The sequence below is a fragment of the Cyclobacterium lianum genome, assembly GCF_900143075.1.
In the GTDB taxonomy this organism is placed as follows: domain Bacteria; phylum Bacteroidota; class Bacteroidia; order Cytophagales; family Cyclobacteriaceae; genus Cyclobacterium; species Cyclobacterium lianum.
The window spans coordinates 490,610-510,424 of the sequence record NZ_FRCY01000002.1 but is presented as its reverse complement, the minus strand read 5'-3'; the positions used below and the strand labels follow the sequence as shown (position 1 = coordinate 510,424).

Annotated in this window: 15 protein-coding genes; 1 reads left to right on the top strand and 14 read right to left on the bottom strand. The window is 44.6% G+C overall.

The genetic code is table 11. The features are described 5' to 3' along the window. Window positions 1–721 precede the first annotated feature (721 nt). Window positions 722–1,726 carry a glycosyltransferase gene (locus tag BUB19_RS04820; RefSeq protein ID WP_073092895.1) on the top strand — a complete coding sequence of 335 codons (1,005 nt, stop codon included), beginning with the start codon at window positions 722–724 and terminating at the stop codon, window positions 1,724–1,726. A 1,027-nt stretch (window positions 1,727–2,753) separates the two neighbouring features. Here the strand turns inward: BUB19_RS04820 and BUB19_RS04815 are convergent. The 14 genes from BUB19_RS04815 to BUB19_RS24685 form a co-directional block, all read right to left on the bottom strand. Continuing rightward, window positions 2,754–5,243 (bottom strand): YbcC family protein, encoded by a 2,490-nt coding sequence (locus BUB19_RS04815; RefSeq protein WP_073092892.1) that lies wholly within the window; start codon window positions 5,241–5,243, stop codon window positions 2,754–2,756. Window positions 5,244–5,297: 54 nt separating this feature from the next. Continuing rightward, window positions 5,298–6,935 (bottom strand): proton-conducting transporter transmembrane domain-containing protein, encoded by a 1,638-nt coding sequence (locus tag BUB19_RS04810; protein WP_073092889.1) that lies wholly within the window; start codon window positions 6,933–6,935, stop codon window positions 5,298–5,300. Between the two features lie 556 nt (window positions 6,936–7,491). Then, window positions 7,492–8,259, bottom strand: a complete 768-nt coding sequence (locus tag BUB19_RS04805; RefSeq protein ID WP_073092886.1) for an ABC transporter permease subunit — start codon at window positions 8,257–8,259, stop codon at window positions 7,492–7,494. Next, complete coding sequence (locus BUB19_RS04800; protein WP_073092883.1) at window positions 8,252–8,968, bottom strand: ABC transporter ATP-binding protein; 717 nt, start codon at window positions 8,966–8,968, stop codon at window positions 8,252–8,254. The genes BUB19_RS04805 and BUB19_RS04800 overlap by 8 nt, the downstream gene beginning before the upstream one ends. After that, window positions 8,961–10,211, bottom strand: coding sequence for a nitrous oxide reductase family maturation protein NosD (nosD, locus tag BUB19_RS04795; protein ID WP_073092880.1), 1,251 nt, complete (start codon window positions 10,209–10,211; stop codon window positions 8,961–8,963). The genes BUB19_RS04800 and nosD overlap by 8 nt, the downstream gene beginning before the upstream one ends. Further along, window positions 10,208–10,672 (bottom strand): hypothetical protein, encoded by a 465-nt coding sequence (locus tag BUB19_RS04790; protein WP_073092877.1) that lies wholly within the window; start codon window positions 10,670–10,672, stop codon window positions 10,208–10,210. Before BUB19_RS04790 ends, nosD begins: the two co-directional genes overlap by 4 nt. Before the next feature lie 23 nt (window positions 10,673–10,695). Further along, the gene (locus BUB19_RS04785; RefSeq protein WP_073092874.1) at window positions 10,696–11,274 is read right to left on the bottom strand and encodes a hypothetical protein; all 579 of its coding nucleotides are present in this window, start codon (window positions 11,272–11,274) and stop codon (window positions 10,696–10,698) included. Between the two features lie 70 nt (window positions 11,275–11,344). Beyond that, complete coding sequence (gene nosZ / locus BUB19_RS04780; RefSeq protein WP_084096965.1) at window positions 11,345–13,363, bottom strand: Sec-dependent nitrous-oxide reductase; 2,019 nt, start codon at window positions 13,361–13,363, stop codon at window positions 11,345–11,347. A 23-nt stretch (window positions 13,364–13,386) separates the two neighbouring features. Continuing rightward, window positions 13,387–13,887 carry a c-type cytochrome gene (locus tag BUB19_RS04775; RefSeq protein WP_073093207.1) on the bottom strand — a complete coding sequence of 167 codons (501 nt, stop codon included), beginning with the start codon at window positions 13,885–13,887 and terminating at the stop codon, window positions 13,387–13,389. 13 nt (window positions 13,888–13,900) lie between these two features. Continuing rightward, entirely contained in the window at window positions 13,901–15,145 is a 1,245-nt protein-coding gene (locus BUB19_RS04770) for a hypothetical protein (protein WP_073092871.1), read from the bottom strand. A 290-nt stretch (window positions 15,146–15,435) separates the two neighbouring features. After that, window positions 15,436–16,164, bottom strand: a complete 729-nt coding sequence (gene ric, locus BUB19_RS04765; protein ID WP_073093204.1) for an iron-sulfur cluster repair di-iron protein — start codon at window positions 16,162–16,164, stop codon at window positions 15,436–15,438. A gap of 153 nt (window positions 16,165–16,317) precedes the next feature. Then, window positions 16,318–17,532, bottom strand: a complete 1,215-nt coding sequence (hmpA, locus tag BUB19_RS04760) for an NO-inducible flavohemoprotein (protein WP_073092869.1) — start codon at window positions 17,530–17,532, stop codon at window positions 16,318–16,320. Between the two features lie 326 nt (window positions 17,533–17,858). Next, on the bottom strand, window positions 17,859–19,013 hold the full coding sequence (gene metE / locus BUB19_RS24690; protein ID WP_317041575.1) for a 5-methyltetrahydropteroyltriglutamate--homocysteine S-methyltransferase: 1,155 nt from the start codon (window positions 19,011–19,013) through the stop codon (window positions 17,859–17,861). Beyond that, on the bottom strand, window positions 18,923–19,675 hold the full coding sequence (locus BUB19_RS24685) for a uroporphyrinogen decarboxylase/cobalamine-independent methonine synthase family protein (RefSeq protein ID WP_317041571.1): 753 nt from the start codon (window positions 19,673–19,675) through the stop codon (window positions 18,923–18,925). The genes metE and BUB19_RS24685 overlap by 91 nt, the downstream gene beginning before the upstream one ends. Window positions 19,676–19,815 lie beyond the last annotated feature (140 nt).

Genomic DNA, 19,815 nt, shown 5'->3' with positions numbered 1-19,815 from the left:
TCAGGAAGAAGAATTCTCCTGTGCCAATTGATTTAAATAAGCGGATCCCAACAAAAGAACCAAATCTCACTATTAAGATTTAATTGAAATACTTGAAAAACCGATTAAATAATTTTAAATTTGTAAAAATGTAATTCAAATCAATAAAAATGAATTATAGATGTATCGATTCAGTCGGGTTTGATTCAATGTTGCACAATTATTTTTTGTCAATCCGGCCGGTAAATAATGGAATTATGCCTTTCACCCTTTTTGGATTAATGGAGTGAAGCAATATTCGAAGTTTAAAAAAAACAGTGGTTGAAACAAAATAATCATAAAATCCAGGTGGGACGCATTTAAAATACTTGAGGTTAGACGATTGCTGGAATGCACATGGTCAGAAATGTTCTGCTTTTTATGAGGATAGGCCATTTGGTGATTTTCCTTTGCATGCAAAAACTGGTAGCAGGATGGGGTAGAACCCGTCTTGATGGAAAGTTGTCCTGCACGTGTGCATGATGATAGCGGTTGTTGATCTGGTATATTTGAGGTTCAAAGGTGAAATAAGACACAATGTAGCAGTTCGTACAATGGGGAGATGTAAACCGTACTGGATAACCGGAAGAATTTGCCTGGGGATGTGGCATGCCATGGTGTAAGAATGCATATGAAAAGCAAGAAATTTTTATAGACAGGAAAAAGTTTAATTGTTCAATTTAGCTGAGATCTTAATTAAAAGATGATGAAACTCTTACTGATTACCAACATGTATCCCGCACCAGAACAGCCATCTTCAGGGGTTTTTATTAAAGAGCAGATTGAAGATGTTCAAAATGAGATCGATCTGGAAGTCGACGTATTTTTAATCGATGGAATAAACCGCGGAAAGTTTGAATACCTGAAATCAATTTTCACCATTCCCTATCAGTTGTCCAGAAAAAAATATGACGCCATTCATGTTCATTATGGAATTTCAGGATTATTTTTACTCTTCTTCAGGCCTAAAATCAAAAAATTCATGACTTTGCACGGTTGTGATATCCAGGATTGGGGCTCTAATTTCTGGAACGTCTGGATTACGAAAAAAATCATCAAAAATGTAGATTTGGTATATGTTCAAAATCAGAAAATGAAAAGTGTGGTGGAAAAGATCAATCCAAATGTTGAAATAATGCCCTGTGGCACAAATTCCTCTTTCTTTGCACCGCCGCCAAATTTCAATAAAAAGGCCAAGAGTGATTTTTTAATTTTGTTCCCTGGTAGTCCAAAGAGAACGGTAAAAAATTATCCCTTATTCCTGGAGGTAATGCGTACTGTTGAAGAACTTGGTATTCAGAATATCCAACACTTGTGTCTGGAGAATATGAGCAGAGAGCAGGTAAAAGATGCAATGTTGAATGCAGATTGTCTTTTAATGACCTCTATTTCAGAGGGTTCTCCACAGGTGATAAAAGAGGCCCTCTATTGTGATCTGCCTATCGTTTCGGTACCTGTAGGAGATGTAGCAGATATGCTTGCCGGCATTCCAAAATGCAAAGTGGCCAACACCTTTGATAAACTGGAATTGGCCCGTTTGTTAAAATCAACTTTATCTGAAGACTATGCTCCAATCAGAGAATCTTTTATGACAAAAAATCAATATAATAACCAGTATGCGTCCAAAAGATTGGCCAGGCGGTATTCTGAAGTGAATGATCGTGAAACAACATTGCGTGTGATAGGAAATAAATCTCTGGTAGAGTAAAACTAGTTCGAATGAGACAGGCGCCAGAAGGTCTGGTATTTTTCGTCTACGGTATATTGGGTTCGCCTTTATGATTAGGGAAGCCTGGCAAAAAATAGAATTGCGATTCTCATTTTTCATGAACCTTCCTGGCATCGGGGCAGAGCTTTTGAGTTTTTTAGCTATCATTGTAGCACCATTCTGGTAAGCCTGTATTTGAAAGCAACCTTGCTTTGATATTTCACTACTGGGTATCCTTTTAGCTCAGATAGCTTGGGAGTCAACAGAAACGTCTACTTAACCTGAATCTTATTGGTGCTTGTCAAACGAGAAAGATTTCCGGCTCTGTATATTCGCCACGGACCATATTCATTTTTTGCTGAAGTTCCCGATTCCATTCTCCAGCAGGTGTCCAGCGACTCCCTTCAGCGGACAGGCTCTTTATAGCATTTATTTCTTTATCTGTCGTTTAGCAAGTACTGACTAGACCTGTTTCCTCCCACAGTTTTTTATATATAACTTCTGATTAGCTTCTTGAGGGTATAATCTTCAGTCCCTTAGTCATCATCCACTAGTATACTGCTGTACATCAGAAGACTGTATTCTGTGTTGAACCCTACGATCAACTGTATGTCAATGAGGATGAAGTAGACCTTTAGGAACATTATAGTAAACTTTCCCTTTGCATCTAACCACCTTGAAGCGGTGGGACCTTCATTCTCTTAAGGAAGGGGTCTCACGTGGCCGTCCCAGGGAGCAGAATTTTTTATCTGACAGAACAATCAATTCCATAAAATATATTTTGTCGAACATACGTCGAAGTTTTTGAAATTCTGGATGTTAAAAAAATGGGTAAAACCTAAAAAGTGACTATTTTCCAGGTTTTTGAATTAATTTTCTATTACTTAATTCATTAAATTTCGTTTTTTAGGGTTTCATAAAGAAGTCCTGTTTTTAAACCAAAGAGGCAGCCTTGGGGGCCACCTCTCCGTATGCGAAGCGTATCTGTATAGTTCTTCCCTCTGAGCGGTTATTTTTCAGTTTCTAATTACATTTCGCAAGAGACCAGCTCCCATTCCAGTTTTCCCTCGTACCGGTGGCCGACCTTGCCCTGCTCATCCAAAGCGAAAAGGTAGATCCATTCATTGTCGCAAAGATCTTTTACAGCCTGATGTTTTTCCAGAATGGCATTCATGGCATCTATCGGTGCATCAATGATCACATTCAGCCTGGCCGGCTCATGCTGGTAATTCTCCCCATCATGGACCGACTGCAGAGGCAGGCCAACTCTCAGATCACCCGAGTAGCCTTCCATAACCCCCAATCCCGAGGTCACATTGTGTAGGGTTTTGTTTCCTGAACCGAAATGTGTGTTGTCTACGGTAGAACCATAATACTGCAGGTTGATCCAACTGGTCACCACCATTGGTGCGGTCATGATCAGTTCCAGTATGGAAAAATCCTCATCCTTTTTCCATTCATACGAATGGAGAAAGGTTTGGCCTCCAAAGTTCAGTTTTTTGGTCCGCTCTCTGGGTGCTACCACAAAAGCGTTACATCCGGCAAGGCCCCATTCTGGCCGAACCTGCGACCAGTCTTTGCTTCTGGCGATAATCTCTTTGTCCAGGTTGCCCTTTATCCCCATCCGCAGGGCTCTCTCAGCTCTGGTCGCCTTACCGGCCTTTTCAAGGGCTTCTTTCAGCTCCTGGAATTCTTTTTTCATCGTTTCAGGCAGCCCATCTTGATTGAATATTCGGATTTTATCGGTTGTGGTGTCGTGAAGACAGGCCAAAAACAGGGTGTCTGACGGAATGGTGATATTTTCTTCCCGCAATTGACGACGTACTTCCTTGTCATTCAGCACTGCAGCGGCTACTTTGGCATTGGGTTCGCCACTTCTTCCACCACAAGCTCCACAGTCCAGTCCGGTTGCATGAGGGTTGTTCACGGTCGTGGATCCATGTCCGACGACCAACACAAAGCGGCCGAAATTTTCTGTCAGCGACATGGCCTTCAATGCATTTTTTGCCATTTGAGTACGCTGTGGCAGTGGAATACCAATATTTACATCCTGATGGTTCACAAATTTCAGAGACACACTTTTCTGCTTCGCAACCTTCGCACCGATGCCAGCAGTATCCGGGTGGGGCACAGGCCGGGTCAGCCCAAATGAATCGGTAAGTAGCTTGGGCAGATACGATAATCCCATGGGACTTACAAAACCGAAGCAGCTTACCGCCCCGGACTTAAAAGATTTCCAAATTTGTGACACCTGGTGGCGGAGAACCCGTCCTTTGAAGGCTGCCTGATGCAGCTTTTTATCTGCAATTTCTTCGTGCACTTTTGGAGCCGGCGTTATCAGTACCGGACATTGAGGTTCACTAATGGAATGCGCTATTGGTAAAAAGTCGATGGGGAATGCAAAGAATCCGGCAAAACCGATGGTGTCAATCCCGGAATTTACCTGCTCCAGATTGCGACGAAAGGTTTCTGAGCGCACATCAATACAAAATATTGCCTGGGCTAGCGGTCTGCGGGGCGGCGCAATCGGGTCAGTTTTCACGGCTTGAAACTTTCCTGCAATTTCCCGTTGAACTGACAAGTCGAAAGCCTCCTGTAATACGAGTTTTTTTTCAAGCTGAGCATCCTGTCCTTTGCGCTTACTTGCAACTTCTAAATCCCGTTTTGCGGCAGTCCATAGCAGCTCAATTTCAGGATCGTGCAAAGATTTCAGCATGCAGGCTTCCCAACAGATAAGTACTGCCAGCCATTCGATCAGCAAGCCACTCTTCTTACCGTAGAGTTCATTGTCCCAATCCAATCTGGCCACATGTGCCGACCATCCTCCCACTCTTAACAATAGGCGATGTAGGTAATCAGGTAATCCGTCATCTGGTATATCAAGGTACGCTATAGCCATCTTTGCAGCCGTCAAAGGCTGATCCGGCAACGCCTTTACGTTTTTCCGGAAGTAATTTAATCCGGCAATTTCGGTGCTCAGGTCCACCTGTGCCTCTGCTCTCCAGGATTCAAAAATCCCCAACAGCTGATCGGCCGCTTTCCAGCTGGCCTGGCTTTTGTCAAAATATGAAGCGGCCCAGGTCGATATTCTGGCAGTAACAAACCGATTCCAATCCTGACCCGTACAGTTAGTGGCCACATCAATCAAGGTAACTATACCCTGGTTTCCGGAGGGCAAAGGCTGTGTGTGTTCCAACTCACTGATAAATGTTTGTACATCCATAGGAGACTGCATCTTTTTGGATATAGCGGATTGCAGGTCCACGTAGGTGATTTTACCCTCCCGTATTTTGTTCAGATAAAAAGAAACCGGCAGGGTCATTTGGACGCCGGCTACCCGGTTTAGTTTTCTGGCAGCCACATCAAAATGGCAACCCGTAAGTCCCAGGTAGGGATTCACAGCAGTAAAACTTTCCAGAGGCCAGACAGGAGCTACTTTTTTACATGCTTCACGCATGCTGTCCAGCAAAGTGGTTTTTGTCTTTTCTTTAGATCGAATTAATATTTGTCCTTCCATATTTTTTTCTTGTTATCACCAAATAGTTGTTTAGTGGATCAGTTAGTTATTGATTTAGTTCCGTTCCGGAAAAATATTTGCCGAGGCATTTGCTGTAAGTGAAGCACTGTTTTTAGCAGAGGGTATTTGATAGGCTCCGATCTTCTTGTCAAACCAGGCATTGACATAAAACCCATTTCGAACATGGATGGCGAGCGCCTGATACTGCGGCTTGTTGGCGATCCGGGGTGCCAGAATCTGAATCAATACCACAATCGCAAAACCCAAAAGCATGACGCCGGCCACAATCGTTTTGGCAAGGTCCGGGACCGGCATATCCGGCACCTGCGCTCCCAGCAAGTAGCCTGTAGCCGATTCCAGTGAAAAGAACGCCGTGGTGACCAACAGTGAGAGCAGGATGGCCCTTCCCAAAATGCTGGCATGTACTTTCCGGGTAAAAGCCGTCGTAAATAGTTTGGAGAGTCCCATCACAATAACGGCTCCTACAAACATCAGGGCCAGCTCATCCTGGGGGTCAATACCCCAGAGCCATACAAAACCAGCATACAAGGCAACCGACATGAGGATCCCTAAAATTACTTTTGAAGGAGCCAGATCGCGGGTTTCGTCTTTCACTTTTGATGCTCTTACCAGGTCAATGATACTTCCAGAAGACAGAAAGGCATGCGCCTTATAAAATGAATGGGCCACCAGGTGAAGCATGGCGGCAGGATATACACCAAGACCACATACCATCAGGCTAAAACCCATGTGCCCTACACTGGAATATCCCAATGCTGTTTTGATCGCAGTTTGAGTGAGGTATGCGACAGAAGCAAAAAGAGCGGTAATACCTCCTACAAGTAACAAAAACAAAGGGGCAATTTCACCAGCTTCCATTACATAGGCCATCCGGATGATTAGAAATGGCCCTGCATTAAGCAATCCGGCGTGAAGCAAGGCAGATACCGGAGTCGGGGTTTCCATGACTTCAATCAGCCAGCCGTGTGTAGGAAACTGAGCAGATTTCAGGACCGCTGCCAGCGCCAATAAAAGGGCGGAAATTTCCAACTTCCATGCGGCGCCTGGAAGGGCCGCGCCACTGTTAAGTGACGAAAAAATGACCTTTAGATCTCCGGTTCCAAATAGCTGATAGAGCAGAACAATGGCTAGTAATAAGGCTGCGTCACCAAACCTGGCCAGAATAAATTTCTTTTTTGCTGCAATTTGGGCACCTGGCCGCTCAGGGTAGAAGACCAGCAAACGGTGCAGGGAGATGCTGGTCAACACCCAGGACAGAAAGAGTAAGCCGAGATTTCCGGAAAGCACCAGCAATTGCACCGACGCAAGTGTAGCTGCCAGTTTTCCAATAAATGCTCCCTGCTTTGGGTCACCATCCAGGTAGTTGGTACTAAACCTGATAATTACAAAACCGAGCAGCGAAATCATTGCTGACATGGCCAGGCTGATGGCATCCAACCGAATACCAAAGCCAATTCCGTACATTTCCCAGAAGGAAAAGCTCACCGAGCCATGCCTTATTATAAAAATACAGCACAGTACTACAATTAAGAGACTGATGGTGGATGCGGTTTTGCTCAACACAAGAATTTGTCTGGGCTTTGATCCGCCCTGGAACCAGGAGGCTACCGCTGTGGCAACAAAGACCAGTGGAGAAAGCAGTGCGATGAATGAAAGTGAGTTTTCTGTCATGTTTTGCTATTTTTAATTTTTCTGCTGCAAAGTTTTGAAAAAAAATTCATAAGTTTTTATTTAAAAATAGTATGAGATACATAAAAAATATTTATGTTTAATCACGCGATGTCCTTACATTTCTCCCAGGTGCAAAAGGTTTAGTGCATTAAAGCCATCATTTTTTTTGGTTTCGTATTTTAGAAATAGGGGGAGTATTGGAGAGAAAAAGGCTGGAGTAGGCAATTTCCAGGGCTTTTTACCGGTTACCTTTAGGATGTTCCAATAAAAAATTCTGAAATTAATCTACTATTCTGATAAAAATTTGTCTCCATCGTTTGGGTTCTTTCTATCTACCCAGCGATCAACGCCATGAAGACGAAAAAGCCCGAAAAAATTATCTTTTTTCTTTTCTATCGATGGAGATCAGCTTTCAGCCCAGGAAAATCGGCAAAAAATTTGGATAAGTAGACTGCTTTGGGCAGCCGCGGTAGGCCTCAGCAGGATGAACTGAGTTCACCCGGAATAAAAGAAATGAAGAGTAGTATCAACCTAGCCAGTGTACAGCAATTCCATGTCACAGGTCCTTCACCCGAAACATCCGCAGGGATAGCCACGCAGGACAGAGGGACCATGCCAGCATGATAAGCAGGCTTGCCAGCATGCCCCGCCATTCGCTAAAAAACTGCCTGAAAACGGCTCCACTGTAGCCCATCAGTGCCGCTGCCTCCGTTTGCATCAGTACCATGATCCTCCCCAGGTCCACAGGATTGAGAAAAGTAATGAAAAGGACTATTTTGCCAATAGGATAGTCGCTGAAATTATACATCATCAATAGCACCAAACCGTCAAATATCAAGACGAAATAAACCCATAGAAACAGCGCCATACCCATACCCCTGGCCTTGTCTTTCAGCCATACGGCGACGAAAAGCGCCAGGCCAATGAATATAAAGGTCAATAGCAGGGCGACGACAATTAGCACCAGCGATACTCCGCCGGGATGCAGCAGCCACAATGGCAATCCCAACCCTGCGAGTATGGCCAGTCCGAACGAAACCACCAAGCCCAGAAAAAGACTTCCGAGGATACTCCTCCTCCGGAGCGGCTGTGCCATCAATAGGATCAGAAATTCATACATGTTGTAGTAATATATGGTGGAGAAAATTACCGTGATCATGGGTACCAGCAGCAATGTCAGGTTTAAAACTCCGAGAATAGCCTTATCACCCTGCCCTTCCAGTAAAAAAAAGCCCAGCGTAGCCAGTAGCAGTAAGGCTGTGTAAAGTAAAAGGATCCAGTTTTTGATGAGATCATTAATGATGAATTTCGTGATATTAATCATGGCTATTTTGCTGTTTTAATACCTGAGCGATGATCCGGTTAAGGCGGCTTTCCGCTGTTTCTGTTTTTAACTGCTCCAAAGGTTTAAAGAATTTTACCTCTCCTTCCATGAGGTAGCTGACATGGGTGGTGATATCATCCAGATCATTAAGAATATGTGAACTGATCAAAATCAGGCGTTCTTTTGCTAAGGATTGTTGTAATTTATTCTTCAGGATTTCGTTGGCGATTGGGTCGAGCCCGGCCGTGGGCTCATCCAGTACCAGGACTTTTGGATCAAAAAGGAAGGCCAGGGCGGCACTTACTTTTTGCTTCATTCCTCCGGATAGTATTTCCAATCTTTTGGACCCCATTTGGTCAATATCGAAAGCCCGGTACAGGTCCAGGTCCCGGCGGGTTTCATTCTTCCGGAGGCTTTTCATCATGCTAAACAACTGGCTTACGGTCATGTTTGCCGGAAACCGGCTCATTTGCGGCATGTATCCGATTTCCTTCCGGTAGTGGCTTTGCCCCGCTATGGAAATGCCGTCGAAGGTGATTTCTCCCTGTTGTGGCAAGACCAGCCCCAAAATGGTCTTGATAAGCGTAGACTTGCCCGATCCATTTGGTCCAATTAAGGCAATTGCCTGATTTTTCTCAAAATGAAGCGATATATCGTTTAAAACCTGATGCCGCCCAAAATTTTTGTACAGGTGGTCTATTTTAATCATGGTTTAGGGGTTTTATCCGCGGACGCTCATCAGACAAGTTTTCGGGAATGATCTCCGGAAACATTCGCTCTGCCATGTCCAGGGCATTGACCAGAAAACTGTACAGGAGCATATTGGCAGCAGGAATTTTATCTGTGATCAATGCAAAGAGATTGACCGGGCGATGTGGGAAGTCACCTATGCCATCCTTGTCCAGATCATATCCGCTGTACTGAGCCCAGTAGTTTCCTTCAAAATGATTCAGGTTGGAGCTGGAATTGGTCAACACTTCAAAGGTATTGCCGATAAAATTATTGGAAAGGATTTGATTATCGATACAATTACCCTTGATGTCCATGGCTTTTCCATTGTCGATGAAATTGTTGTTTTCAATTTTGATCCTGCTGGCTCCTTCGGCATAAACACCTACGGTATTGCTTTTGAATGTATTTTGAGACATAAAGCCATCGCTGATTTCTTTCAGAAGTATGCCATAGGAAGATCCACCCCAATTTTCCTCAAAGGTGTTTTTTACCATTTTGATGTGTTTGCTAAACATGACAGCTACCCCGGCTCCGTTTCTCTGAAAGGTATTTTCCTGGTAGGTGTCGTAGTTGGAAAACATGAAATGCAAGCCATAGCGCATATTGTCCTGACTGGTATTGCCTCGGATCAGGCTTTGGTCTACAAATTCAAAATAGATGCCGTCACGATGATGGCTGAGGTGATTGTTGATCACTTCCATCTGTCTGCCTTTCCAGATATGGATGGCGTTTCCCGCATTCATTTCGTCATAGGCTTCCCCCCGAACGGTATTGTTTCTTACCGTACATTGAAAGGAATTTTGAAGATAAATCCCAAAAAAAGTATTGTTCAGGATATTGTCGTCAATGATGACCTCCCTGGACTCCACGATCCGGATGGCAGCACGGTCTTTCAGGTGACTGACCCCAATATTTTGAAGGCGAAACCCGCGAATCAGTACATTGCCTGCCTCGACAATCAAAATCTCATCACCATGCTGGGCGTCAATTATGGGTCTGTTGACACCGATCAGGCTCAGTGGTTTCCTGATCAGGAGCTGGGTTTCGAGGTAGGTGCCTTCGTGTACGAATACCGTATCGCTATCGCCTGCAAGGGCAATGGCTTTTTTTATGGTATGCAACGGCGTACCTTTTCTTACATGAAAGGATGCGGCTTCAGCTTCATAGATTAGCGCTGAAACAAATGCCATTGTAAAAAGGATGGGAAAGAATATTCTCATTTTTCCGGGCTGTTTGCAGGATGGGATAAGGAAAGTCGGTTTTGCAGGGTCCGCCAGTTCAGCGAGGTATGCTCATCCGGAGGATCGGCACTAAATGCTGCCAGGTGGGCTCCCATAGGGCTGGGGAATTGTTCTGAAATAGCAAATTTCAATTGGTCAACTGCAATCAATTTGCCAGGCTCATCATAGGCTAGGCCTAAAATATGCGCAAAATCGTTCTCCGTACTTTCTTTTTCATAGGTTATGAGGCATTCCAGAGCATCGAATTTAAATACTTTTCCTTTTAAAGTGACCAGTTCTCCCCCAAATCTCGGATCGGATATGGTCATTTTGCAGTAGCTGCATTGGTCTGTGCCAAATGCAATGGGTTCAGGGTCCGCGCTGCAAGCCGATAGAAAAACTGGCATGCAGATCAGCAGCCTCAAATCGATGCAAATAGAATCTTGTAAGGAAAGGGTCATTTGAAAGGTTTTTAACTGGTTGGCTATTTTTTGTATTTGCTTTTTATAAATGCCAGTGCTCCGAAGAGACCCGCCAGTCCGAGGAAGAACCCTCCCCAGTGTGGATAGGATTGTACCTTGAAGTTGAGCAAATCCTTTTTTCCAAGCAAGGGAGGCATATAGCTCATTCCTTCAACCTTAATGGGTGCTTTAGGATCCAGGTTGTGGCCATAATCGTAGAGCCAGAGATAGAAATCGTACAGGCCTGAAATCCCCAAGGCGATAAGCAGAACCGTCCAACCAAAAAAACCGATGCTTTTATTGATCCAGGCAAACAGTAGCCCCAAAGCGATCATGAGGTAATTGATCAGAGGAAAATATTTAAGCTCTGGAATGGAGTCCGGGTGGATGGCCTGCATGCCGATGTAGTGGTTCAGTATATTGATGTTCTGGATGATGTTTTTATCAGTACCCGACACTTTATTGATCCAGATGTGCAGTTGCAATCCTCCCGGGAACTGGGCGGCATCCAGGCGTATCTGCCATAGAGGGAAAAAGAACAGTGCTGCCAAACTGGCTACTGCAAGAAGCATTAGAATTTTGGGGCTGGGTAGATTTTTCATGTAAGAACTGTTTTACGGATCTTAATTGAGAAAATGCTGCCAGCCGGTTGGGCCGGCAGCAGCCTGAAAACTACCGGGAAGCCCTGGCTTTGGCTTGCTCATAGAAGGTATTTGCGGCCTCGCGGTTGTCACTTAATTCCTCATTGAGTCCCCACTTGAGCGGAACATCTGACCCCTGAGCAGAGACCCTGGCGTACCCGGACATTTCCTGGTGCAGAGCAGAGCAGAAGTCGGTGCAGTAAAACGCGAAAACCCCGGGTTTTTTTGGTTCCCAGAGTAAGGTTCTGGTTTGGCCAGGCATGACCAGCAATTCAGCATTGGTCGCTCCCTGCATGGCAAATCCATGAGGCACATCCCAGTCCTGCTCCAGATTGGTAAGGTGAAAAAACACCTTATCTCCTACCTTGATCCCTTCTATGTTATCCGGTGCAAGGTGACTTCTCATAGCTGTCATGTAAACGTGTACTTCATCACCTTCACGCTCCACCCTGGAATTACCTTCGCCCATGGTGGCATAGGGATGGGTATTGTCTTCTATTGGGTAGAATTTTTTGGAATTGGACATCAGCTTGTCTGCAGCTATTGCCTGAGCGTAGTGAGGCTCGGCCTTAGTGGGAAAGTCCAGAATGAGTTCCATCTTTTCCCCGCTAATATCAAATAACTGAGCAGAGTGCATCATCTCCGGACCGGTAGGCAGAAACCTGTCCTTGGTGATTTTATTCATGGCTACCAGGTATTTGCCGTCGGGATTCCGGGTTTCCCCGCCGGGTATCACCAGGTGCCCCGGCGAGTAAAAGGTGGACTGGCGATCCAGAATTTCTTTGGATTCCACATTCCATTTGACTACTTCTGATGAAATAAAAAAGGTTGTATAGGCATTTCCCCTGCCATCAAATTCGGTATGAAGGGGACCTAAACCGGGTTTTTGTACGATACCATGTAGGCCGGCCTCATAGTTGATGATCGGAATCCCGTCGAATTCGCCATCAAAATTTTCTTCTTCGATCGCCTGCATGATCTGGCTAAAGGAATAGACAGACATGTCAGCAGAAAGCTTTCCATTGCCGACAATGTATTCTCCGGTAGGGTCGATATCACATCCATGGGGAGATTTAGGTACCGGAATGAAATACACCATATCCGGGCATTCCTTGGGATCCAGAATTTTGGTGGTGGTCTTTTCTTCGGAATTGACTATTCCCGATCCTTCATCCATAAGATTGTGATAATAGGACGTTTCTCGTTCTGTAAATTTGCCGGCCGCCAGGTATTCTTCCGCCTTTTTCCAGTTCACAATAGCCATCAGGTCTTTGTCCATTTGAGAAGCGTTTACCTCCAGCAATGAATGGGCTTGTTCGGAATTGTAGGTTGTCAGAAAGCTCCATCCATGAGAAACAGCTTTACCGTTTCTGGCCAGGTCATAATTGAATCCTGGCATTTCAATCTGAAAGGCCAGCTCCATGTGACCATGCTCCTGGTCCAAGGATACGTAATTGATCAGGCCCTTAAAATTTTCTTTGTAGGTGTCAATGGGGACATCTTCCTGGGGTATGGGCACGCTAAACCGGGTACCGGATACAAGGTATTCCGAATTTTCTGTAATAAAGGGCGAACAATGGAGTCCGGCTACATCGGGAATTTCGAGGATTTCTACGGTCTCGAAAGTGCTGAGGTCTACCCGGGCTATCCGCGGTGTATTGTTCCCGTTCACAAACAGCCATCTGCCATCAAATTCTCCGTTTTGCTGCGAAAGCTCAATGTGGTGGGAATCGTCCCAGGGCACAAAACCATAAGATGTATTGAAGAGGTTTTTTGTTTCCTCGCTGTAGCCATATCCATTTTCAGGGTACTGGGAGAAAACAGGAATTTCTTTAAAGAGTCTTCCGGAGGGCAGGCCGTAAACGGTAATTTGTCCGCTATACCCACCGGATAGAAACGCATAAAATTCATCGTATTCACCCGGAGCTACGTAGGCTTGCTGGGCTGCGTCCCCATGTATGAGCTGGCTGGAATCCTTATTTTTACAGGCTACCATGCTGGTCAGTAAAACTGACACCATGAGTGAAAGTGTGTTTTTGTAAAGTACCATAGTTATTTGGGTTTAAGGTTAAATCAGGAGTTTGCCTGGTCTTTATTTCCGGTTTTCTCTACATCATTTTTTCGGAAAAATTCCAAAATATTTCTGGCATCGCCTATCGAGACATTCTGGTTAGGCATTCTGGTAAGACATTCTTCCAGCATGGCTCTGGCTGCAGGATCTTCATCCAGCATGACATCTACATTGGTGATCATGTTCATGATCCATTCGGGTTTGCGTCTATTCGTGACGCCCTGAAATCCAGGTCCTACCACGCGCTGGTCGGTCAGTTTGTGGCAGGCAGAACATTTCATGTCATAAATTGACTTGCCCATTTTTACCATGTCTTCATCCAGTTCTGCTTCCAGATTCACTTCTTCTATTTCGCCAATACCTTTTCCTTCAGCGATGGATTGGGGCACTTCAGGTTCCGAATTCTCAGGAGCCGATAAGGTGTTTCGCTCGTTTTCTCCCGAACCACAGGAATAAAGAAAGAGCGCAATGATAAACATGTTGATGAGGCTTAGATTTTTCATAAGGTACATGGATTTAGTTGTAAGTATTTTTTACTGTATTCATCTTGGTTATTTCCGCATTGATGTTCTTGACCTGAAAGACAATTACCAAAATGGAAAGGGGTAGCATCGCCGAGAAAACAAATAGCATTTCGTGATAATAGGGCAACTGGCCCCATTGCATCCAGTAGGATAAGCCCTGGGAAAACAAGAGGACCTCGGTAAATACAATGCCTGATAGGAAAAGTATCAGCGCCATTAAAAATTGATTTGAATCTGCGCTGATATGGCCGGTCTGGGAAATGAATCCGAGAAGAAAGGAAGAAACAAAGCCCAGTACGGTCAGGTGTACAAAACCCATCATCAGCGGTCGTAGGGTAGTAGCAGCATCTGCCATTTCAGGGAAGATGGACACACTATGTATCACGATTTTGCTCAGCAGAAAAAGTAATCCAAAGCGAAAGATCAGGTTGAGTATGTAGCTACTTCGATTGAAGTACATCCGGATGCCATCTCTGGATATAGTCAGGAAAATTCCTATGGAGGCGAGTTGAAGCAGAATGCCCAGGTTATTGACCCATTGGAACGCTGGTGTGCCATAGGCCCAGAATAAGACAAGACCAAAGCTCAGAACTGTAGCAGAAGTAAACAAATAGAAAAACCAGGAGAAAACCCGGTTATTGATTTCCCAACGCTGTCCGAGCAAGCTGTTCAGGAATATAGCAAGAATGGCAAACGTAAACCATCCGTGGAATTGAAAATGCAGGTAATGCTGTATGGCCACCTGATACAGGGCTGTATTTCTACCTCCGGTGACAGCCAGCGGTCCTAAGAGCCAAACGCCAAAAGTTGAGAGCACCAGAAATACCAGGGCGCAGTAAACTAATTTTCTAACGGCAGGGAAGGCAATTTGCTGGTCTTTCCAAACCCGGTAACAAAACACATAACTGGCTAAAATATGTAGCGTGGCAAAACTGATCGATACCGCCGCATAGCCCTGCAGAGGAAAACTGATCATCATCCCTATTACAGAAATCTGTGTAACCCAGAATAATCTCGAATAGCGTCTGGATGTTGAAGTAGGAATGAAATGGTGGCAAAATAGCGCAAAAATACCCATGTATACCCATCCCAGCATAGCAAGATGGGAATGGGCGTGCAGGATATTCCGGTAGACGATCCAATTGATCTCCCAGACAAAGGCGGCCCGGAGCAGGAGGCCAAAGAGAGCGGCAATAAAAAAATTTGAAAATGATAATAAAATCCAGAACTTTTTCATTCGATTAGGATTTACATTATACCCTACCAATGTAACATTTTACTATTAAATGTACAAGTTTAGCAACTATGTGGCAGGGAACTGACAAGAAGAAATGAACCGTTTAACTTGTAAATCTGTGTTCTCGAAGATTCGTCCTGGATTTTTATTTTTATTGTTCCGAAAAGGGTCTGCGGCAGGTATCAACGCCGAAAACCTCACATAAAGAAATGATCATCACACCTGTGAGCTTCCCGGTTTTACCTCAGGCTCGCGGGAGCTATTAGAAACCATGGAATGAGATTTTTTGCTCATTCCTGCATCCTCGCTTCCATCTCGATAGCTTTTGGAAACAGGATATTGTTTTCAAGGTGAATGTGCTGGTGCAAATCGGTTTTAAACTCATCGAGTAAGGCATAAGTGACCCGATAAGTACTGCAGGCATCGGTGGGAGGAGTGAAATCGTCCGCCAGTTTGGCGATTTTCTCAAAGCGATCACCTTCATTTTCGTGCTCATCCATCATCATTTTGATGGGGTTTTTTACCGTGCCAAAATGGGGCCTGGACTTTTCGGATGCCGGGGCTTCCTGATCTTTCAGCATTTTTCTGACATACGGAAATAATATAAACTCTTCTTTTTTCATATGGGCTGTCAGCTCGCCAGCACTTTGGTTGAAAAGCTCGGTGATGTCAAACAGTTCGGGGTGGGCTTGCCCATGTACCTTACACAGCTTGTTTAGGTATTGTTTCAGAAGGGGAATTCTTTCTTCTACATATCTGTGATGCTTTTTTTCAATGTAATCTGCCAGCAAATCGAGTGGCCAGAAGTTAAAATCCTGCATGCCTTCTGTAGCAGAGTTCAACATTTTATTTACAGCGGTCCACACGGTCTGGCTGTTGATATTTTTCGTTTCGCAGGCTTCTTCTATGGATCGGTTTCCTTTACAGCAGAAATCAATACCAAAAGATTCAAACACAGTGGCCAGCCGATAATCCTTAGCCACCAAAGCGCCAATTGTTTCTTGTTTTGTAGTTTCCATATTGATCATAGGTTAAGATTTAAAAAAGGAAAATCAGACCTGGTACTCTTTTAATAGCTTTCCAGGATTATCCTTTTTGTCTCATTGTGAAGCAAAGGTAGCACAAAAATAATAAAGGACAAAAAGGTCCTCTATTATTTTTTTGATTTTTCTTTAGTTCAATGAAAGTTGTTGTGGACCGAATTCTTCAAAAAAGATGGCATTTTCATGAATACCGATAGCCTTCAAATCCTGGTATTGCTTCTCAATGAACCCTGCCGGGCCACAAATGTAGCATTGTGCGTTTGAGGGTATTTTATTACCGGGGAGGCTGTCCAATGCTACCGGGCCTTGCAAAATGCCATTTTTTCGATCCTTTGCTGTTACCTGATCAAAAAAGACATATTGTTCCATATTTGGCTTTTCCGCATTTATTTCGTGGATTTTATTTTTAAAGGCATGAACTTCCTGACTCCTGCACCCATGAATCCAGGTAATGGCTTGTTCATGGTCTTTTTCAATGGCAGTTTGCAACATGCTGATCAATGGTGTTACGCCAACCCCTCCACTGATCAGGACCAGCGGGGTTTTGCTTTCCTCGTTCAAAGTAAAATTGCCGGAGGGGGCGGTCAGCTCAACAATATCCCCTACATCTACAAAATCGTGCAGCCTGTTGCTGATCATTCCATTCGTGTTGGGTTGGGGCCCCTGTTCCCTTTTCACCGAAATTCTGTAATAATTTTCGTCAGGAATACTTGAAATGCTGTATTGCCTGGACTGGTTAAGACCCGGGTCGGGCAGAAAGACCTTTAAACTTATGAATTGACCCGGAAGGTGGGGCAGTACTTTTCCTTTATCCGATGGGTACAGGTAAAAGGAGGTGATTTCTGATGACTCCTCCACTTTTTTGGCCACTTGAAAAGGCCGCCAACCGGTCCAGCCCCCTGGTTCGTTAGTCAGTTTTTGGTACATGTCAGCTTCTAAACCTATCATTAGCTCCGCCAACTGGTAATAGGCTGCTTCCCAGGCATCGATAATATCGGCAGTAGCACTATCTCCCAAAACTTCCTTAATCGCGGCCAATAGGTGATTGCCCACAATGGGGTAATGTTCCGGACGGATATCCAGGCTAACGTGCTTGTGTCCGATACGGTGTAAATCCGGAAGGAGTACCTCTGGTCGGGAAATATGTTCGGCATAGGCTAACAGGGCCATGGCCAGGGCCTGCTGCTGTTTTCCGTTCTTTTGGTTTCCCATATTGAACACGTTTTTCAACTCGGGATGGTGCTGAAACATTCTTTTGTAAAAGTGGGTGGTTAGTGCCAGACCATGTTCTTTCAGTGCGGGAGCTGTGGCAGTAATTACTTGTTGTTGTTTTTTGCTGATCATTCAATGATTGCTTTAGGGCTTTAAAATATATTTTTCGTTTACCAGAATTGAATAGTATCCGTTCCGGAGATACAAATGTACCTATTAATATAAAAAGATAAAAATACCCTTTAATATTATAATAAAATTTCCCGGTACAGTTTCCTTTATTTTCCCAAGCAATAATTCAATTCGCCGGCTTCCAGATAGTTTGACAATAACTATTGATAATCAGTCACCTATCCTTATTGTTTGCGGTCATGAAAAGGGCAAGCCGGTTTTCTCATGTCCAGCTTGCCCTTAGTAGAATTTATGCTGAGTTTCCAAAGTATTGGTATATCGTCCTGCTATCCAGTGCTATTCTCTTTGCCAGCTTTTAACCGCATTTCTCCGGCTGCTTCCACCATCAGCCTGAGTGCAGCTTCGGTTTCCGGCCAATTTCTGGTTTTCAAACCGCAGTCGGGATTGACCCAAAGCCGTGAATTGGGAATTACTTTTTGGGCCTTTTCGATCAGGTCTATCATTTCTTTTTTTGAAGGGACCCTGGGAGAGTGTATATCATAGACGCCAGGCCCGATTTCATTGGGGTAGTTGAAATCTGCGAAGGCATCCAATAGTTCCATCTGGGAACGGGAACATTCAATGGTAATCACATCTGCATCCATGGCTGCGATACTTTCCATGATGTCGTTAAATTCGGAGTAACACATGTGGGTATGGATCTGTGTATCATCTCTTACTCCGGAGGATGCGATCCGGAAAGCCTGTACAGCCCATTGCAAATAGGTTTTCCAGTCTGCTTTTCTGAGGGGCAATCCTTCCCGGAGGGCAGGTTCATCGATTTGGATTGCTTTGATGCCGGCTTTTTCCAGGTCAATCACTTCCTCCCTGATGGCCAGGGCAATCTGCCGGCAGGTCTCTGCCCGGGGCTGATCATCCCGCACGAATGACCATTGCAGGATGGTGACCGGCCCGGTAAGCATCCCTTTTACCCATTTTCTGGTCAGTGACTGCGCAAAACTGGACCAGAATACGGTCATAGGAGCCGGCCGGTCTACATCACCGTAAATAATGGGAGGCTTTACACAACGACTTCCATAACTTTGTACCCATCCGTTTTGCGTAAAGGCAAATCCATTTAATTGCTCCCCAAAGTATTCTACCATGTCGTTCCTTTCAAATTCCCCATGTACCAGCAGATCAAGTCCAATGTCTTCATGTTTCTGAATGGCTGTTGCTATTGCCTCTTTTACCAGTTCCTGGTATTCCCTCTCCCCAATTTCTCCTTTTTTTAGTTTGGACCACCAATTCCGGACCTCCCGGGTCTGCGGGAACGATCCTATTGTGGTGGTGGGCAATAGGGGTAGATTTAAAGTGGCCTGTTGTAACGTTTTCCTTGAGGCATAATCGCTCAGCCTATTGGCATCCGCATTCCGAATGGCATTGGTCTTTTGCTTAACTTCCGGATTTTTGACCAGTTTGGATGCCTGTCTGCTGCGGATAATATCTTGTTTTTCACTGAGAATTTGCAGGTTCGATGGTTTTCCGGATGTGAAAAAAGCTGCTTCAGGAGGCTTACTTCTCCGATTTTTTGCCTGGCAAAAGCCATCCACGCTTTGATTTCCGATAGGAACTGTTGCTCATTATTTTCCGCTTCCAGGTCATGTGGCACATGCAACAGGGAGCAGGAAGGTGAGATCATGATGCGGTCGTCTCCAATTTTTTGGTTTGCCTGGTGAATGATGTTCAGGGAATGTTGGAGATCATTTTTCCAGATATTTCTGCCGTCTACAAGACCCAGGGAAAGGGTCATGTCTTCCGGCAGTTGATCCAAAGCCTCTTCTAATTGCTCCGGGCAGCGTATCAGATCGAGGTGAAGGGCACAAACGGGCAAAGACAAGGCCAGGGGGAGATTCTCTCGCAACCCACCGAAATAAGTCGCAATCAATATTTTAAGGAGAGGAAACTCCTTTCTGATTTTGGCATACACCCATGAATATACTTCCCTGGCCTTTGGACTTAAATCCATGGAAAGAAATGGCTCGTCAAATTGGATCCATTCTGCCCCTGCGGCATCCAACCCGGCCAGTATTTCCAGATATACGGGCAATAGTTGATCTATCAGGTCCAGCCTGTCAAAACCAGGTTCTTTTTCTTTGCCCAACAATAAAAAGGAAACCGGACCTATAATAACAGGTTTGGTCTTGATTCCATCATTCCCTATTAATTCACCTTAAGTAAAACCTGTTCCGGTTGAAAAGAAATAAAAAAGAACTTATTTGAAAACAAATGTAGAACCTTAAG

What these genes read in the sequence shown, in the direction of transcription:
- BUB19_RS04775 (WP_073093207.1), bottom strand. Translation starts at nt 13,887, where the DNA reads ATGAAAAATCTAAGCCTCATCAACATGTTTATCATTGCGCTCTTTCTT.
- hmpA (WP_073092869.1), bottom strand. Translation starts at nt 17,532, where the DNA reads ATGATCAGCAAAAAACAACAACAAGTAATTACTGCCACAGCTCCCGCA.
- BUB19_RS04800 (WP_073092883.1), bottom strand. Translation starts at nt 8,968, where the DNA reads ATGATTAAAATAGACCACCTGTACAAAAATTTTGGGCGGCATCAGGTT.
- BUB19_RS04770 (WP_073092871.1), bottom strand. Translation starts at nt 15,145, where the DNA reads ATGAAAAAGTTCTGGATTTTATTATCATTTTCAAATTTTTTTATTGCC.
- BUB19_RS04790 (WP_073092877.1), bottom strand. Translation starts at nt 10,672, where the DNA reads ATGACCCTTTCCTTACAAGATTCTATTTGCATCGATTTGAGGCTGCTG.
- BUB19_RS04805 (WP_073092886.1), bottom strand. Translation starts at nt 8,259, where the DNA reads ATGATTAATATCACGAAATTCATCATTAATGATCTCATCAAAAACTGG.
- BUB19_RS04785 (WP_073092874.1), bottom strand. Translation starts at nt 11,274, where the DNA reads ATGAAAAATCTACCCAGCCCCAAAATTCTAATGCTTCTTGCAGTAGCC.
- ric (WP_073093204.1), bottom strand. Translation starts at nt 16,164, where the DNA reads ATGGAAACTACAAAACAAGAAACAATTGGCGCTTTGGTGGCTAAGGAT.
- nosD (WP_073092880.1), bottom strand. Translation starts at nt 10,211, where the DNA reads ATGAGAATATTCTTTCCCATCCTTTTTACAATGGCATTTGTTTCAGCG.
- nosZ (WP_084096965.1), bottom strand. Translation starts at nt 13,363, where the DNA reads ATGGTACTTTACAAAAACACACTTTCACTCATGGTGTCAGTTTTACTG.
- BUB19_RS04810 (WP_073092889.1), bottom strand. Translation starts at nt 6,935, where the DNA reads ATGACAGAAAACTCACTTTCATTCATCGCACTGCTTTCTCCACTGGTC.
- BUB19_RS04820 (WP_073092895.1), top strand. Translation starts at nt 722, where the DNA reads ATGATGAAACTCTTACTGATTACCAACATGTATCCCGCACCAGAACAG.
- BUB19_RS04815 (WP_073092892.1), bottom strand. Translation starts at nt 5,243, where the DNA reads ATGGAAGGACAAATATTAATTCGATCTAAAGAAAAGACAAAAACCACT.